17 protein-coding genes and 1 pseudogene are annotated in these 13,970 nt (G+C 72.4%); 6 read left to right on the forward strand and 12 right to left on the reverse strand.

Annotated elements, in window-relative coordinates; translation table 11 throughout:
• The first annotated feature begins 122 nt into the window (after window positions 1-122).
• Window positions 123-668, forward strand: coding sequence for a YaeQ family protein (locus ACE3Q2_RS03725; protein ID WP_374472887.1), 546 nt, complete (start codon window positions 123-125; stop codon window positions 666-668).
• Here ACE3Q2_RS03725 and ACE3Q2_RS03730 read toward each other — a convergent pair.
• Genes ACE3Q2_RS03730 through ACE3Q2_RS03740 form a run of 3 tightly spaced genes read right to left on the reverse strand, consistent with a single transcriptional unit; the run spans window position 665 to window position 2,132 of the window.
• Window positions 665-1,591, reverse strand: a complete 927-nt coding sequence (locus ACE3Q2_RS03730; protein WP_231697632.1) for a DMT family transporter — start codon at window positions 1,589-1,591, stop codon at window positions 665-667. The two genes, ACE3Q2_RS03725 and ACE3Q2_RS03730, sit on opposite strands and share 4 nt — an antisense overlap.
• Window positions 1,588-1,842, reverse strand: a complete 255-nt coding sequence (locus tag ACE3Q2_RS03735; protein ID WP_231697631.1) for a GIY-YIG nuclease family protein — start codon at window positions 1,840-1,842, stop codon at window positions 1,588-1,590. The genes ACE3Q2_RS03730 and ACE3Q2_RS03735 overlap by 4 nt, the downstream gene beginning before the upstream one ends.
• Window positions 1,842-2,132 (reverse strand): YkgJ family cysteine cluster protein, encoded by a 291-nt coding sequence (locus tag ACE3Q2_RS03740; protein WP_374472890.1) that lies wholly within the window; start codon window positions 2,130-2,132, stop codon window positions 1,842-1,844. Before ACE3Q2_RS03740 ends, ACE3Q2_RS03735 begins: the two co-directional genes overlap by 1 nt.
• A 71-nt stretch (window positions 2,133-2,203) precedes the next feature.
• Between ACE3Q2_RS03740 and ACE3Q2_RS03745 the strand changes: the two genes are divergently transcribed.
• The gene (locus ACE3Q2_RS03745; protein WP_231697629.1) at window positions 2,204-3,118 is read left to right on the forward strand and encodes a DUF2785 domain-containing protein; all 915 of its coding nucleotides are present in this window, start codon (window positions 2,204-2,206) and stop codon (window positions 3,116-3,118) included.
• 6 nt (window positions 3,119-3,124) lie between these two features.
• Here the strand turns inward: ACE3Q2_RS03745 and ACE3Q2_RS03750 are convergent, their stop codons facing one another.
• From ACE3Q2_RS03750 to ygiD, 6 genes and pseudogenes are all read right to left on the reverse strand, one after another.
• A complete protein-coding gene (locus ACE3Q2_RS03750) occupies window positions 3,125-4,069 on the reverse strand; it encodes a peptidylprolyl isomerase (RefSeq protein ID WP_231697628.1) in 945 nt (314 codons plus the stop codon).
• Window positions 4,070-4,119: 50 nt separating this feature from the next.
• Complete coding sequence (locus tag ACE3Q2_RS03755) at window positions 4,120-5,097, reverse strand: serine/threonine protein kinase (protein WP_374472893.1); 978 nt, start codon at window positions 5,095-5,097, stop codon at window positions 4,120-4,122.
• An 18-nt stretch (window positions 5,098-5,115) separates the two neighbouring features.
• Window positions 5,116-5,706 (reverse strand): class I SAM-dependent methyltransferase, encoded by a 591-nt coding sequence (locus ACE3Q2_RS03760; protein WP_231697626.1) that lies wholly within the window; start codon window positions 5,704-5,706, stop codon window positions 5,116-5,118.
• Window positions 5,703-6,062, reverse strand: coding sequence for a hypothetical protein (locus ACE3Q2_RS03765; RefSeq protein WP_374472967.1), 360 nt, complete (start codon window positions 6,060-6,062; stop codon window positions 5,703-5,705). Before ACE3Q2_RS03765 ends, ACE3Q2_RS03760 begins: the two co-directional genes overlap by 4 nt.
• Window positions 6,063-6,108: 46 nt before the next feature.
• Window positions 6,109-6,579: pseudogene (locus ACE3Q2_RS03770) on the reverse strand (bile acid:sodium symporter family protein); the annotation flags it as partial.
• Between the two features lie 5 nt (window positions 6,580-6,584).
• On the reverse strand, window positions 6,585-7,373 hold the full coding sequence (gene ygiD / locus ACE3Q2_RS03775; RefSeq protein ID WP_374472894.1) for a 4,5-DOPA dioxygenase extradiol: 789 nt from the start codon (window positions 7,371-7,373) through the stop codon (window positions 6,585-6,587).
• Window positions 7,374-7,558: 185 nt separating this feature from the next.
• Here ygiD and ACE3Q2_RS03780 point away from each other — a divergent pair, with 185 nt between their 5' ends.
• Together ACE3Q2_RS03780 and ACE3Q2_RS03785 are read left to right on the forward strand one after the other, a co-directional pair.
• A complete protein-coding gene (locus ACE3Q2_RS03780; protein ID WP_231697623.1) occupies window positions 7,559-7,924 on the forward strand; it encodes a PadR family transcriptional regulator in 366 nt (121 codons plus the stop codon).
• A complete protein-coding gene (locus ACE3Q2_RS03785; protein WP_231697622.1) occupies window positions 7,921-8,832 on the forward strand; it encodes a sensor domain-containing protein in 912 nt (303 codons plus the stop codon). Before ACE3Q2_RS03780 ends, ACE3Q2_RS03785 begins: the two co-directional genes overlap by 4 nt.
• A 26-nt stretch (window positions 8,833-8,858) precedes the next feature.
• On the opposite strand, the gene ACE3Q2_RS03790 is transcribed toward ACE3Q2_RS03785, so the two are convergent.
• Window positions 8,859-9,773, reverse strand: coding sequence for an OmpA family protein (locus tag ACE3Q2_RS03790; RefSeq protein ID WP_374472897.1), 915 nt, complete (start codon window positions 9,771-9,773; stop codon window positions 8,859-8,861).
• 39 nt (window positions 9,774-9,812) lie between these two features.
• Complete coding sequence (locus ACE3Q2_RS03795) at window positions 9,813-10,205, reverse strand: MAPEG family protein (protein WP_231697620.1); 393 nt, start codon at window positions 10,203-10,205, stop codon at window positions 9,813-9,815.
• Between the two features lie 81 nt (window positions 10,206-10,286).
• On the opposite strand from ACE3Q2_RS03795, the gene ACE3Q2_RS03800 reads away from it, so the two are divergent.
• Window positions 10,287-11,603 (forward strand): NADH:flavin oxidoreductase/NADH oxidase family protein, encoded by a 1,317-nt coding sequence (locus ACE3Q2_RS03800; RefSeq protein ID WP_374472900.1) that lies wholly within the window; start codon window positions 10,287-10,289, stop codon window positions 11,601-11,603.
• On the forward strand, window positions 11,600-12,172 hold the full coding sequence (locus tag ACE3Q2_RS03805) for a DUF1415 domain-containing protein (RefSeq protein WP_374472902.1): 573 nt from the start codon (window positions 11,600-11,602) through the stop codon (window positions 12,170-12,172). The genes ACE3Q2_RS03800 and ACE3Q2_RS03805 overlap by 4 nt, the downstream gene beginning before the upstream one ends.
• A 1-nt stretch (window position 12,173) precedes the next feature.
• Here the strand turns inward: ACE3Q2_RS03805 and ACE3Q2_RS03810 are convergent, their stop codons facing one another.
• A complete protein-coding gene (locus ACE3Q2_RS03810; RefSeq protein WP_374472904.1) occupies window positions 12,174-13,952 on the reverse strand; it encodes an acyl-CoA dehydrogenase C-terminal domain-containing protein in 1,779 nt (592 codons plus the stop codon).
• Between the last annotated feature and the right edge of the window lie 18 nt (window positions 13,953-13,970).

Raw genomic sequence — 13,970 nt, forward strand, 5'->3', positions numbered from 1 at the left:
TCCCCTGGATTTCCCCGGCGCACAGTGTCCACGCCGGCGCGGCCGCTGGCAAACGGCCGGGGCTGGACAGCGCCCGCCGGCTCGCGCAGGCTGCGCGGCCCACCCCCGCGCCCGGAGCGCCCATGGCCCCCAAGGCAACCGTGTACAAGGCCACGCTGCAGGTCAGCGACATGGACCGGCACCACTACGCCGGCTACGAACTGGTGCTCGCCCAGCATCCCTCGGAAACCGAGGAGCGGCTGATGCTGCGCCTGCTGGCCTTCGCCCTGTTCGCCGACGAGCGCCTGGCCTTCGGCGGCGGCGTCAGCACCGAGGACGAGCCGGCGCTCTGGCGCAAGGACCTCACCGGCGCGGTGGAGCAGTGGATCGAGCTGGGCCAGCCCGACGAATCACGCGTGCGCAAGGCCTGCGGCCGCGCCGGCGAGGTGGTGGTGCTCACCTACGGCGGCCGCGCCGCCGACCTGTGGTGGGAGAAGAACGAAGCGGCCCTGGCCCGCTGCCGAAACCTTTCGGTCGTGGATATTTCCGCGGAGGACGGCAAGGCGCTGGCCGCGCGCATCGCCCGCGGCATGGACGTGCAGGTGATGGTGCAGGACGGCGTGCTGCAGTGGGTGGACGCCGCCGGCACGCTCGAGATCAGCCCGCGCTGGCGCCGCCGCGACGGCTAGTCGAGCGACTTGGCCTCGGCGGTGCCCAGCATCGCCGGGTCGGGCTTGTGCGGCGGCTGCCGGGTGAGCAGCGGGTGCGAGAACACGCCGGCCAGGATGATCGCCACGCCGGCGTAGAACACCGGCCCGAGCTCGCGCTGTTCGCCCAGCAGCACGATGGCCAGCACGATGGCGTAGATGGGCTCCAGGTTCACCGCCAGCTGCGCCGAGAACGCGCTCATGCGGCGCAGCGCCACCAGCGACAGCGCGAACGGCAGCAGCGTGCAGGCCATGGCCAGCACCAGCAGCAGGCCGGCATCCTGCCAGCCCGGCAGCACCAGCGGCGAGCCGAACCAGGGCAGGGCCGGCGCCAGCAGCGCCAGGATCAGGCCGCCCGCGCCGAGCTCGACGCCGGTGACGGTGAGCGGGTCGGCGTGTTCGACGTAACGCTTGTTGAGCGCGCCGAAGAAGGCCACCAGCACCGCCGAGATCGTGCCCACCACGATGCCGGCGCGCATGCCGTCGGGCACGCCGCCCACCACCAGGGCCACGCCCGGCACCACCGCCACGCCCACCAGCAGTTCGCGCGGCTCGAAGCGCTTGCCGGTGACCCAGGGCTCCACCAGGGGCACGAACACCGTGGCCAGCGCCAGGCAGGTGACCGCCACCGAGGCGTTGGCCAGCTTGATGGCGCCGTAGAAGGTGAGCCAGTGCAGCGCCACCAGCGCGCCGATGCCGGCGTAGATGCCCCACAGCCGCGCCGGCAGCGCGCGCAGGCCGCGCCAGACGCGCGGGAACAGCAGCAGCGCCGCCGCCACCAGGCCCATGCGCCAGACCACCAGCGCCATCGCCGGCAGCGTGATGGCCTTGCCCAGGATGGCGGTGAAGCCCCACAGCAGCACGCAGAAGTGCATCTGCCAGAGCGCCTTGGTGTTCGGTGTCATGCGGTATCCGTGCCCTGCGCGAGCGCGCGCTTGTCGGTGGGGGAGAGCTGCTTGATGGCGTATTCGGCCTTGAGCGCGGCCGAACGGTCGGGGTGCTCGAAGCGCGCCAGCAGCCGGCGCGGCGGGTGCGAACGGGTGTAGCGCGCGCCCTTGCCGGCCACGTGCTCGGCGTAGCGCTTGTCCACGTCCACGGCCACGCCGGTGTAGATGCTGCCGTCGGCGCATTCGAGCAGGTAGACGAACCAGGGCATCAGCGCAGGCTCAGGGCGATGCGGCGCCAGTCGGTGCGGACCTCGCGGCAGTCGTCGCCGTCCATGGCGAACTCGCGGCAGACGAAGGGGCGCTGTTCGTAGATGCCGCAGCACATGCGCTCGCGGTCGAGCGCCACGCACCAGCCGTCGTCGGCCTTGGCCATGATGAGGTAGCCGTCTTCGTCCTCGTCGAGCATGTGCTCCGGCGGCGCGTCGCCCGGCAGCACCCGCACCGGCAGCTGGCAGCAGCAGGCCTGGCATTGGTCGCAGCGGGCGGGGGTGGGGTCCATGGTGGCCATTGTCCCACGCCGGCCGGCTGCCGCTGGCGTAGCATCCGGAAGGAATCCCGGGGGAGCCTGCCATGCACCGCGCCGCGCGTTCGCCACTGCTGCTGTTGCTGCTCCTGCCGGCGGCCGTGTCCGCCGCGCCGCCGCCGGCCGGCTGCGACGACGGCCCCGCCATGAAGGCACGCGTGCAGGCCGCCGGGCCCGCCGGCTCGCGGGAGGCGGCGGCCGGGCGCCAGTCGCTCGCCCTGGCCCTGGCCGGCTGCCTGGGCCACCCCGACCCGGCGCTGCGGGACGGCCTGGCCTACGAAACGCTCGCCGCCTGGCTGCGTGCCGACGCGCTAGACCCCGAAACCCGGCGCCTGCTGCGCGACCGCCTGCTGGGCTGGCTGGCCCCGGCGGAGGCCGACGCCGGCGGGTTCCGGGCGCCCTTCGCGGCGCTGGTGCTGTCGGAAGTGGCGCGCACCGACCGCATCTCGCCGTGGATGTCGCCCGCCGAGCGCGAGGCGCTGGTGGCCGCCGCGGCCGGCTACGTTCGCGACCTGCGCGACTACCGCGGTTTCACCGACGGCGAAGGCTGGCGGCATGGCCTGGCGCATGGCGCCGACCTGCTGATGCAGCTGGCGCTCAATCCCGCGCTCGACCGCGGCCAGCTCGACCGCGTGCTGGCCGCGGTGGCGGCGCAGGTGGCGCCGGTGGGCGCGCCGCCGTTCGTGCATGGCGAACCCGGGCGCCTGGCCCGGCCCGTGCTGTTCGCGCTGCAGCGGGGCCTGCACGACGACGCGGCGTGGACGGCCTGGCTGGCAGACGCAACGTCGCCGGCGCCGATGGCGGACTGGTCCGCGGCCTTCGGGTCCGAAGCCGCGCTCGCGCGGCGGCACAACGCCAGGAGCTTCCTGCTGGCGCTTTACGCCGGCCTGGCCGAAAGCGGCGACGACGGCCTGCGCGCGCGCCTGCCGCCGGTGGCGGCGGCACTGCGCGCCATTCCCTAGCGCGGCTCAGGGCGCGGCGGGCTTGCGCTCCACGGCGCGCACCGGGACGGTGAGGTTGCATACGTCCACGTGGCCGGCCGGGTGCACGTACCACTCGTCGCGGCGGTTGCGGCGCGACTCCACCAGGGCCTGCCAGGTGGCGGTGTCGGTGCGCAGCACTTCGATGTTGGCGCGCGCTTCCGGCGCCACGTCCGAAGCCAGGCGCGCCGCCAGGATGGGTGCGCGCTGCGCGGGCTCGGTGTAGAAGCCCAGCGGGCCGGAGCCGCGCGGCAGCACGCTCAGCCGTTCCATGCCGACGATGACGCGGCCCACGGTAGTGATGTTGAGGTCGAGCTGGCGCGGCGACTGCCCGGTGACGACGTAGAGCTCGGTGCCGTTGCTGCTGTCGGGCGCCATGGCGCGGCCGGCGCCGACCACGCCGTAGCAGTGCGCCAGCCAGGCGCGCCCGGCCTTGGGGTCGCGCGCGGCCGGGAAGCCGTCCACGAAGCCCACCTGCGGCGCCCAGCCGTCGACGTCGGGCAGGGCGGTGAAGGCCAGGCCCTCGGCGGCGCGGCTGAATTCGGCGGGCAGCGCTTGCTTCGCCTCGCCCAGCGGGCGGCGCAGCGCCAGCTCGTCGCCGGCCGGGTCGCCCCACTGCACCACGAAGTTGTCCTGCGAACGGTTGATGGACAGGCCGTCGTAGTAGTGGCCGCGCGCCAGCGTGCGGATGTTGGCCACGTGTTCGGGCGCGAACTGCGGCGCCAGTTCGATCACCACCATGCCGCTCTCGAGCTGAACGTAAAGGGTGTTCTCCGGGTCGAGCGGGCGCCAGTCCTCCGGCTTCGAGGCGTCCAGCACTTCCTGCGTGGTCAGCGGCTTCGCGGCGGGCGTGGCGGCCGGGGCGTGCACGCAGGCGGCCAGCGGCAGCGCGAGCAGGACGGCGGTGGCGAGCAGGGCGGGGCGCAGGGTCATGCGGGGTCCTTGGTGGCGCGGGTCGGGGAAGCAGGGTAGCGCAGGCGCGCTCAGGCCGGTTCGGGCGGCGGTTCGTGCAGGGCGGCCAGCTGTTCCTGCATCTGGGTGATCACCGATTCCCAGTGCCGCGGCGCCTCGAACCAGGGGAAGGCCGCGGGGAAGGCCGGGTCGTGCCAGCGCCGCGCGATCCAGGCGTTGTGGTGCAGCAGGCGCAGGGTGCGCAGGGTTTCCACCAGATGCAGCTCGCGGCGGTCGAAGCGGCGGAACTGCTCGTAGCCTTCCAGCAGCCAGGCCCAGGGTTTCGCGCAGTCCTCGCGGCGGCCGGCCAGCATCCACAGGTCCTGCACGGCGGGGCCGGTGAGGCAGTCGTCGAGGTCGACGAAATGCGCCTGGCCGTCGCGCCACAGGATGTTGCCGGGGTGGCAGTCGCCGTGCAGGCGCAGTTCGCGTACGTCGCCGGCGCGGTCGGCGCAGGCGTCCATGGCGTCGAACAGGGCTTCGGCCAGGCGTTCGAAGTTGCCTTCGAGGTCGGGCGGCAGCCAGCGGTTTTCCAGCAGGTAGTGCACGGCGTCCTCGCCGTGGCTTTCGATGCCGATGCGGCCGCGGTGCGCGAAGCGCTGGCCGTCGCCGACCGCGTGCATGCGGCCCAGCACGCGGCCCAGGTGGGTGAGCACGGCACGGTCGCCCAGCTCGGGCGCGTGGCCGCCGCGCATGGGGAACAGCGCGAAGCGGTGGCCGCCGAAGGCGTGCAGGGTGGCGCCGGCGTGTTGCAGCGGTGCCACCACCGACAGGTCGGCGGCCAGCAGTTCGGCCGCGAAGGCGTGTTCTTCCAGGATGGCGGCGTCGGTCCAGCGACCCGGGCGGTAGAACTTCGCCACCAGCGGCGCCTCGCCTTCGATGCCGATGCGGTAGACGCGGTTCTCGTAGCTGTTGAGCGCCAGCACGCGGCCGTCGGCGTGCAGGCCCAGCGATTCGACCGCGTCGAGGATGCGGTCGGGGTCGAGGTCGGCGTAGGGCGTGTCGCTCACGGCGCGCTCGCGCCCACGTCAGGGCAGCTCGAGCTTGGTGGCCCGGATGGCGAGCGCGTCGCTGAGGTAGCAGTGCGAACCGGCGGCGCGGAAACCGGCGCGCGCGAAGGCCCTGCGGTACCAGGCCGCGGGGCGGCGGAACATGCCCTTGAGGTCGCCGATGATCTCGTCGCCCTCGGCGAACACCTCCAGGAAGGCCACGCCGTGGCACAGGCGCGAGAACTCGCGCAGGCCGCGCAGCAGTTCTTCTTCCTCCAGGTAATGCATAACGTCCGAGCACACCAGCAGGTCCACCGGCGGCGCGGGCGGCAGCGCCGCCAGGTCGCCGAAGGGCAGCCAGTGCAGGTTGCGGCGCGGGCCGAAGCGCTCGATCGCGTAGTCGCTGTTGTCCAGGCCCATGTAGCGCAGGCGCGGGCGCAGCTTCAGCAGCGGCGCGCGCCAGGCGCCCTCGCCGCAGCCCACGTCGAGCACCGACTTGATGGGCCGGCCCAGGTGGTATTCGGCCAGGGCCACGGCCAGCGCCACCTTGCGGCCGAGCGCCGCGGGGCCGCCGAGGTCGCGCTGGCGGTACCAGGTGTCGAAGTAGCGGCGGTCGTAGACCTTGTTCACGGCGTGCGTTCCTTGCGGCGGTGGAGCAGCCAGGCCGCGAACAGCGCCCCGGTCAGGTACATGCTCAGTGCATAGACCGCCGGCGCGATGCTGGCCTGCGCGCGGCCCAGCACTTCGATGGCGATGAAGATGGCAAGGGTACCGTTGTGGATGCCGATCTCGAAAGCGATGGCGATGGCCTGCGGCTCGGCCAGGCGCACCAGGCGCGCGGCGAAGTAGCCCGAGAGCAGGCTGGCCAGGTTGAACAGCACGCAGGCCGCGCCCACCACCGGCGCGTAGGCGCGCACCAGCGCCCACTCGGACACGAAGGCCATCACGATCAGCACGCCCAGCAGCAGCGAGGACAGGTGCCGCACGGGCTTTTCCGCCGCCGCCGCCAGCGCCGGGCGCCAGGCGCCAGGCGCGCAGCGCCATGCCCAGGGCCACCGGCACGATCACCAGCACCGCCACTTCCACCACCTTGCCGGTGGGCGGCGGCACGCTGGCCCCGGAGCCCAGGAAGGACGACAGCGCCAGCGCGGTCCAGGCCGGCAGCGTGAGCAGGGCCAGCAGGCTGTTGATGGCGGTGAGGCTGATGTTGAGCGCCACGTCGCCACGCGCCAGGTGGCTGAAGAGGTTGGCGGTGACGCCGCCCGGCGAGGCCGCCAGCAGCACCAGGCCCACGGCCAGTTCGCCGGGCAGGCCAAAGCCGCGCGCCAGCGCGAAGGCCACTGGCGGCAGCACCAGCACCTGCACCGCCAGCGCCACCGCGACGGCCTTGGGCAGGGCCAGCACGCGGCGGAAGTCGGCCAGGGTCAGGTGCAGGCCCAGGCCGGCCATCACCACGGCCAGCGCCAGCGGCAGGAGCAGCACCAGCAGCGGGTTGTCGGCCACGGGGCTCAGGCCCCGATCAGCACGGAGCGCATGGAGATGGGGCCGACCACGTCCTCGTTGAAGAACTCCACCGCGTCGCCCTCGCGCTGCAGGCCCAGCACGTAGAGCAGCGGCAGGTAGTGCTCGGGCGTGGGCACGGCCAGCAGGGCGTCGGGGCCCAGGGTTTCGTAGCCCATCATGCCTTCGTGGTGGCCTTCGGCGATGCGTCCGGCGATGTCCTCGTCGAAGCGCTGCGCCCAGTCCAGCGGCTCGGTCTGGCCCATGCGCCAGTAGCGCAGGTTGTGCACGATGTTGCCGCTGCCCACCACCAGCACGCCCTCGTCGCGCAGCGGGCCGAGCTGGCGCGCCAGGTCGTAGTGCCAGGCGCCGGGTTGCAGGCTCGACAGGCTCAGCGGCACCACCGGGATGTCGGCTTCGGGGTACATGGGCTGCAGCACGCTCCAGACGCCGTGGTCGAGCCCTCGGTGCGAGTCGAAGTGCACGCGCGGCGTGCGCACCAGTTCGGCCACCCGGTGGGCCAGTTCCGAGCTGCCCGGGGCCGGGTAGCGCACGTCGAACAGGGCCTTGGGGAAGCCGCGGAAGTCGTGGATGGTCTCGGGGTGCTCGGCGCTGCCGACGTAGACGCCCTGGGTTTCCCAGTGCGCCGAGATGCACAGGATGGCCTTCGGGCGGGGCAGGCGCCGGCCCAGGGCCTGCCAGCCGCGCCGCCAGGCATTGTCCTCGATGGCGTTCATGGGCGATCCGTGCCCGAGGAACAGCACGGGCATCGGGCCAGGCATGGACGCAGCGCTCATCGAGGACAACTCCGCGGATTGGGCTTGGCCCCCACAGTACCCAAGGCCGCGAGGGAATCAAGCCGGCCCCGCCGGGCGCCCGGCAAGCGCCATGACTTGCGGCACTCCCCGGGTTCGTTGGCCTCGCTATTATTGACTCCACAGTATCCACAGCAAGCGGGTACTACCGACACCGGAACAGGGCGATGGACGAGACCGAGCCGCACCTGAAGAAATTCCACAAGGAGCTCAGCGCCGGGACCGTGTCCCTGGTCCTGCTGGCCGTGCTGGCGCGCTCGGACGAGCCGCTCTACGGCTACCAGATCGCCAAGCGGCTCGAGCAGACCGGCGACCCGCTGCTGGGCGGCAAGCAGAGCGCGCTGTACCCGGTGCTGCGCAACCTCAGCGCCGCCGGCCTGGCCGAGAGCCACGTGGAGCCTTCCGTCAGCGGCCCGCCACGCCGCTACTACCGCATCACCACCCTGGGCAGGCAGGTGCTGGCCGAATGGGCCGGCGCCTGGCGCACCACCCGCGACTCCGTCGATTCCGTGCTGGAAGGAAACCTGCGATGACCGCCGCCACCCCGAAGACCATCCCCGAGTACCTCGAGCAGCTGCGCGTCGCGCTGCGCAACGCCGACCCGGCGCTGGTGCAGGACGCGCTCTACGATGCCGAGGAATACCTGCGTTCGGAGCTGGCCGAAAACCCCGGCACCGACGAGGCCACCCTGCTGGCCAACATCGCCACCAGCTACGGCGCGCCGGAGGAAGTGGCCGACATCTACCGCGACACCGAGGTGCAGGTGAGCCAGGCCCTGCGCACGCCGCCGCCGCGGCCGCGGCGCGGACTGCTGGGCCAGTTCTTCGGCGTCGCCGCCGACCCGCGGGCGTGGACGGCCATGTTCTACATGCTGCTCTCGCTGGCCACCGGCATCGTCTACTTCACCACGGTGGTGACGGGCATCAGCGTCTCGGCCGGCTTCGCCATCCTGGTCATCGGCATCCCGGTGGTGATCCTGTTCATCGGCCTGGTGCGGCTGCTGTCGCTGGTGGAAGGCCGCATCGTCGAAGTGCTGCTGGGCGAACGCATGCCGCGCCGCCCGCTGTACGTGGGCCGCGGCCAGCCCTGGCTGGCGCGCATCGGCGCCATGTTCACCGACCCGCGCACCTGGTCCACCATGCTCTACATGCTGCTGATGATGCCGCTGGGCACGGTGTACTTCACCCTGGTGGTGACGGCGCTGTCGGTCTCGCTGGGCCTGGTGTTCGGCGGCATCGCCGGGCTGCTGCACGTGGCCGGCGTGCCGGGCGACTGGATGCTGGTGGACGGCGTCATCGTCACCCCGTGGCCGGGCGTGCTTCCGCTGCTGGTGCTGGTGGGCGTGCTGGGCCTGTTCGTCACCCTGCACGTGGCGCGCGGCATCGGCATGCTGCACGGCCAGCTGGCCAAGCACCTGCTGGTGAAGACCGCCCAGCATTGATGCGGAGGCGCGCGCGGCGCCGCTGCTCAGCGCGCGCCGGGGCGCGCCAGGATGTCCACCCGCCGGTTCAGGGCGCGGCCTTCCTCGGTGTCGTTGGTGGCCATGGGCTTGCGCTCGCCGTGGCCCACCACGGTGGCCGCGTTGGCGGGCAATGCCAGCCTCGCGCGCAGCGCCTCCCAAACGGCCGCGGCGCGCGCCTCCGAAAGCGCCTGGTTGTCGCCGTCGCCGCCGGTGGCGTCGGTGTGGCCCTCGATGGCCAGGCGCGCCGGGCCCAGGGCCTTCACCTTCGCCGCAAGTTCGTCCAGCGCGGCCGCTGCCTCGGGTCGGAGCGTGGCGCGGCCCACGTCGAACAGCACCGCGCTGTCGAGCGAAAGCCGCATCGCTGCGCCCACCGCGGCCACCGCGTCGATGTCGGCGCCGGAGTGGCGGCCGCCGCACTGCTTGCTGGCATTGGCCAGGCGCACGAAGGCGAAGCTGTCGCCGGGTTCCGCCACCCCGGCGATGTCCACGTCCGAGCGCGCGCCTTCGATCTGGCCCACGTCCAGCCACTCGCGGCCGTCGCGGGAAATCGACAGGCGCGTGGTCTCGACCATCGGGCCCACTTCGAACACGTAAAGATCGGGGCCGTCGACGTCGACCAGCACGTTGTCGTCGAAGCGCAGCACCACCTCGCCGTCGCAGCCCAGCGACAGGAAGCCTGGCTTGGAGGTGGCCACGTAGTCGGGCTCGCCCAGGGTGTAGCCGGGTTCGGCGAACACGCCCGAGGAGGGCCGCTCGCCGGGCGCGGACGACACCACGGCGTCGGCGAACGAGGCGGCGCCCAGCGGCAGGCAGATGGCGCGCTTGCCCTTGCCGTAAAGCTTCCCGGGGCAGTCGTCGGTGGCAAACGCCGGGGCCGCGGCCAGCGCGGCGGCGAGCAGGGGCAGGGCGATCAGGCGCATGGGCGTCCTCCTTCGGCGGGGTCCGCGCCCGATGGTGCGTCAGCCCGTCGCCAGGGTCCAGCCCAGGCCCCACAGCGCCTGCACCACCAGGGCCAGGATCGACAGCGAGGACAGCGCGAAGGCCGGGCCGCGGTTGCCGGCCGGATCCAGGTAGGCCACCGCGTACCAGGCCCGCGCCAGCAGCCAGACGGCGCCGAACGCGGCGCTCAGCCACGGCGCGCCGAAGGCCGCGGCGGCCCACAGCGCCGGCAGGAACATCAGCGCCGACTCCTGGGTGTTCATCTGCACCCGGAAGGCGCGCTCGAAGCCTTCCGGCCCCTGCGTGGCCGGCGCCTTCACGCCGTGGCGCCCGCGGGCCCGGCCGACCAGGCCCATGGTGGTCATCAGCAGCAGCACGGTGAGCACGGTGACGAGGGCGACGAGGGGATGCATGGCGGGCTCCGCGGTGGGCGAGCGCGCACTGTAGCCGATTGCGGTAGGGTGTCCGCCTGACCGCGACACCGGAGGCCGACGATGTCCGATCCCCTGGCCCAGCCGCTGCGACTGCCCTGCGGCGCCGTGCTGAAAAACCGCCTGTGCAAGGCGGCCATGACCGAAGGCCTGGGCGACGCGCGCCTGCGCGCCACCGCCCGCCACGAACGCCTCTACGAAGCCTGGAGCGAAGGCGGCGCCGGCCTGCTGGTCACCGGCAACGTGATGGTCGACCACCGCGTGCTCGAGCGCCCGGGCAACGTCGCCATCAATCCGGATTTCGCGCCCAGCGTGGATGCCGAGGCCCGCGCCCGGCTGCGCGCCTGGGCCGCCGCCGGCACCCGCGCCGGAAACGCCTTGTGGATGCAGGTGTCGCACGCCGGCCGGCAGTCGCCGCGTTACGTCACGCGCCAGCCGGTGGGCCCGTCCGACGTGCAGCTCGACCTGCTGGGCAACTACGCCCGGCCGCGGGCGCTGCGCGAGGACGAGATCCTGGCCCTGGTGCAGCGCTTTGCCAGGGTGGCCGTGATCGCCCGCGAAACCGGCTTCACCGGCGTGCAGGTGCACGGCGCGCACGGCTACCTGCTGTCGAGTTTCCTCTCGCCGGTCACCAACCGGCGCACCGACGCCTGGGGCGGGCCGCTGGAAAACCGCGCGCGCTTCCTGCTCGAGGTGGTGCACGCAGTGCGCAAGGCGGTCGGTGCCGATTTCCCGGTGTCGGTGAAGCTCAATTCCGACGACTTCCGCAAGGGCGGCTTCAGCCACGCCGACTGCCTGGGCGTGGTGCAGCTGCTCAACGGCGAGGGCGTCGACCTGCTGGAGATTTCCGGCGGCAACTACGAACAGCCGCGCCTGCTCGGCGTCACCGGCCGCGACGGCGACGCGGTGGAGGTGCGCGCCAGCACGCGGGTGCGCGAAGCCTATTTCCTCGAGTACGCCGCCGCCATCCGGCGCGTGGCGACGATGCCGCTGATGGTGACCGGCGGCTTCCGGACCCGCGCCGGCATGGAGGCCGCGCTGGCCAGCGGCGACACCGACGTGATCGGCATCGGCCGCCCCTTCTGCACCCACCCCGACGTGGCGCGCCGCCTGCTGGCCGGCGAGATCGACGAACTGCCGGCCTTCGAGCACCAGCTGCACCTGCGCCCGCGCGGCCGCCTGTCGCCGGCCAGCCCCTGGCTCGCCGCCAAGATGGTGAACGTGCTCGGCGCCCAGGGCTGGTACTACCACCAGATGGAGCGCCTGGCCGACGGCCGCCCGATCGAGCCGCGCCGCGGCATGGTGCGCTCCTTCGCGCGATACTGGTGGAACGACCTGACGCGCGCCGCCGCGCTGCGGCGCCAAGGAGGCACGCCATGACCCACGACCCCCTGCACGGCGACGAGCCCATGACCGACGAAGCCGTGGTGGCCGCCACCCGCGAATGGCTGGAGAAGGCCGTGATCGGCCTGAACCTGTGCCCCTTCGCCAAGGCCGTGCACGTGAAGCGGCAGGTGCGCTACGTGGTCAGCCAGGCCACCGACGAGGAAGGCCTGCTCGACGACCTGCTGCACGAACTGCAGCTGCTGGCCTCGGCCGACCCGGGCGATATCGAGACCACGCTGCTGATCCACCCCTACGTGCTGGCCGATTTCCTCGACTACAACGACTTCCTCGACATCGCCGACGCGGCGGTGGAGGAAGTGGGGCTGGAAGGCGTGCTGCAGGTGGCCAGCTTCCACCCGCGCTACCAGTTCGCCGACAGCGACCCGGACGACATGGGCAACTTCAGCAACCGCGCGCCGTTCCCCACGCTTCACCTGCTGCGCGAGGACAGCGTGGACAAGGCGGTGGCGGCCTTCCCGGACGCCGACCGCATCTACGAAGCCAACATCGAGGCCCTGCGCAAGCTGGGCCCCGAGGGCTGGAAGGCGCTCTGGCGCAAGTAGCTCAGAACGCGTCGGCGGGCAGGGCCATCAGCGTGGGCGCGCCGGCGCGGGCCTCGCGGAAACGATGCTCCACTTCCGGCAGCAGCCAGGCGAAGTAGAAGCGCGCGGTGGCCAGCTTGGCGGCGTGGAACTCGTCGTCCTTGCCCAGCGCCAGCGCCGCCATGCGCGCCCACAGCCAGGCGAAGCACAGGTGGCCAACGATGCGCAGGTAGGGCACCGAGGCCGCGCCCACCTCGTTCGGGTCGGCCTTGGCCCTGGCGCCGATCTCCTGCGTCAGCGCCACGGTGTCGGCCAGCAGCTTCGCCAGCGGCGCGGTGAACTCCGCCAGCTCGGCGCGGCCGGCGTTTTCCTTCAGGAAGCCCTGGATGAGTTTGGCGAACCGGCCGAACTTCGCGCCGCCGTCCATCAGCACCTTGCGGCCGAGCAGGTCGAGCGCCTGGATGCCGTTGGTGCCCTCGTAGATCATGTTGATGCGCGCGTCGCGCACGAACTGGTCCATGCCCCATTCGGCGATGTAGCCGTGGCCGCCCAGCACCTGCTGGCAGAGCGTGGTGGTTTCCCAGCCGTTGTCGGTGAGGAAGGCCTTCACCACCGGCGTGAGCAGGGCCATCAGTTCGCTGGCTTCCTCGCGCACGGCGGGGTCGGGGTGCGAATGCTCGCGGTCGAGCAGCAGCGCGCTCCAGGTGGCCAGGGCGCGGCCGCCTTCGTTGTACGCGCGGGCCGTGAGCAGCATGCGGCGCACGTCGGGGTGCACCAGGATCGAATCGGCCGGCTTCTCCGGCGACGCGGCGCCGGCGGGCGCGCGGCCCTGCAGGCGGTCCTTCGCGTAGGCAGCGGCGTTCTGGTAGGCCACCTCGGCCTGGCCCAGCGACTGCATGCCCACGCCCAGGCGCGCGGAATTCATCATCACGAACATCGCCGCCAGGCCCTTGTTGGCCTCGCCGATCAGCCAGCCGGTGGCGCCGTCGAGGTTCATCACGCAGGTGGCGTTGCCGTGGATGCCCATCTTGTGTTCGATCGAGCCGGCCTTGATGGCGTTGCGCGCGCCGACGCCGCCGTTGGCGTCGGGCAGGAACTTGGGCACCAGGAACAGCGAGATGCCCTTGGTGCCGGCCGGCGCGTCGGGCAGGCGGGCCAGCACCAGGTGCAGGATGTTCCCGGCCAGGTCGTGTTCGCCGGCGCTGATGAAGATCTTGGTGCCGCTGAGCGCGTAACTGCCGTCGCCGTTCGGCTCGGCCTTGGTCTTGAGCAGGCCCAGGTCGGTACCGCAGTGCGGCTCGGTGAGGCACATGGTGCCGGTCCATTCGCCCGAGACGATCTTCGTCAGGTACACCTGCTTCTGCTCGTCGCTGCCGAAGGCCAGCAGGCATTCGTAGGCGCTGTGCGAGAGGCCGGCGTACATCAGCCAGGCCTGGTTGGCCGAGTTCCACATCTCGTACAGGCGGTTGTTCACCAGCGTGGGCAGGCCCTGGCCGCCGAAGGCGGGGTCGCAGGCCACCGAGGGCCAGCCTGCGTCGACGAACTGGCGGTAGGCCTCCTTGAAGCCGGCCGGCGCGGTCACCACGCCGTCGCCGTGGAAGGTGCAGCCCTCGCGGTCGCCCACCGCGTTGAGCGGCTGGATCACCTGGCTGGCGAACTTCGCGCCTTCCTCCAGCACCGCCTCGATGGTCTCGCGGTCCAGGCCGGCGTGGCGGGGCAGGGCGGCCAGTTCGGCCTCGGCCTGCAGCAGGTCGAACAGCACGAAGCGCATGTCGCGCAGCGGGGCGGTGTAGTGGGGCATGGGGCGTGGCCGGTGCTC

The sequence above is a fragment of the Arenimonas sp. genome, assembly GCF_041913985.1.
GTDB lineage: Bacteria > Pseudomonadota > Gammaproteobacteria > Xanthomonadales > Xanthomonadaceae > Arenimonas.

What these genes read in the sequence shown, in the direction of transcription:
- ACE3Q2_RS03725 (WP_374472887.1), top strand. Translation starts at nt 123, where the DNA reads ATGGCCCCCAAGGCAACCGTGTACAAGGCCACGCTGCAGGTCAGCGAC.
- ACE3Q2_RS03730 (WP_231697632.1), bottom strand. Translation starts at nt 1,591, where the DNA reads ATGACACCGAACACCAAGGCGCTCTGGCAGATGCACTTCTGCGTGCTG.
- ACE3Q2_RS03735 (WP_231697631.1), bottom strand. Translation starts at nt 1,842, where the DNA reads ATGCCCTGGTTCGTCTACCTGCTCGAATGCGCCGACGGCAGCATCTAC.
- ACE3Q2_RS03740 (WP_374472890.1), bottom strand. Translation starts at nt 2,132, where the DNA reads ATGGACCCCACCCCCGCCCGCTGCGACCAATGCCAGGCCTGCTGCTGC.
- ACE3Q2_RS03745 (WP_231697629.1), top strand. Translation starts at nt 2,204, where the DNA reads ATGCACCGCGCCGCGCGTTCGCCACTGCTGCTGTTGCTGCTCCTGCCG.
- ACE3Q2_RS03750 (WP_231697628.1), bottom strand. Translation starts at nt 4,069, where the DNA reads ATGACCCTGCGCCCCGCCCTGCTCGCCACCGCCGTCCTGCTCGCGCTG.
- ygiD (WP_374472894.1), bottom strand. Translation starts at nt 7,373, where the DNA reads ATGAGCGCTGCGTCCATGCCTGGCCCGATGCCCGTGCTGTTCCTCGGG.
- ACE3Q2_RS03780 (WP_231697623.1), top strand. Translation starts at nt 7,559, where the DNA reads ATGGACGAGACCGAGCCGCACCTGAAGAAATTCCACAAGGAGCTCAGC.
- ACE3Q2_RS03785 (WP_231697622.1), top strand. Translation starts at nt 7,921, where the DNA reads ATGACCGCCGCCACCCCGAAGACCATCCCCGAGTACCTCGAGCAGCTG.
- ACE3Q2_RS03790 (WP_374472897.1), bottom strand. Translation starts at nt 9,773, where the DNA reads ATGCGCCTGATCGCCCTGCCCCTGCTCGCCGCCGCGCTGGCCGCGGCC.
- ACE3Q2_RS03795 (WP_231697620.1), bottom strand. Translation starts at nt 10,205, where the DNA reads ATGCATCCCCTCGTCGCCCTCGTCACCGTGCTCACCGTGCTGCTGCTG.
- ACE3Q2_RS03800 (WP_374472900.1), top strand. Translation starts at nt 10,287, where the DNA reads ATGTCCGATCCCCTGGCCCAGCCGCTGCGACTGCCCTGCGGCGCCGTG.
- ACE3Q2_RS03805 (WP_374472902.1), top strand. Translation starts at nt 11,600, where the DNA reads ATGACCCACGACCCCCTGCACGGCGACGAGCCCATGACCGACGAAGCC.
- ACE3Q2_RS03810 (WP_374472904.1), bottom strand. Translation starts at nt 13,952, where the DNA reads ATGCCCCACTACACCGCCCCGCTGCGCGACATGCGCTTCGTGCTGTTC.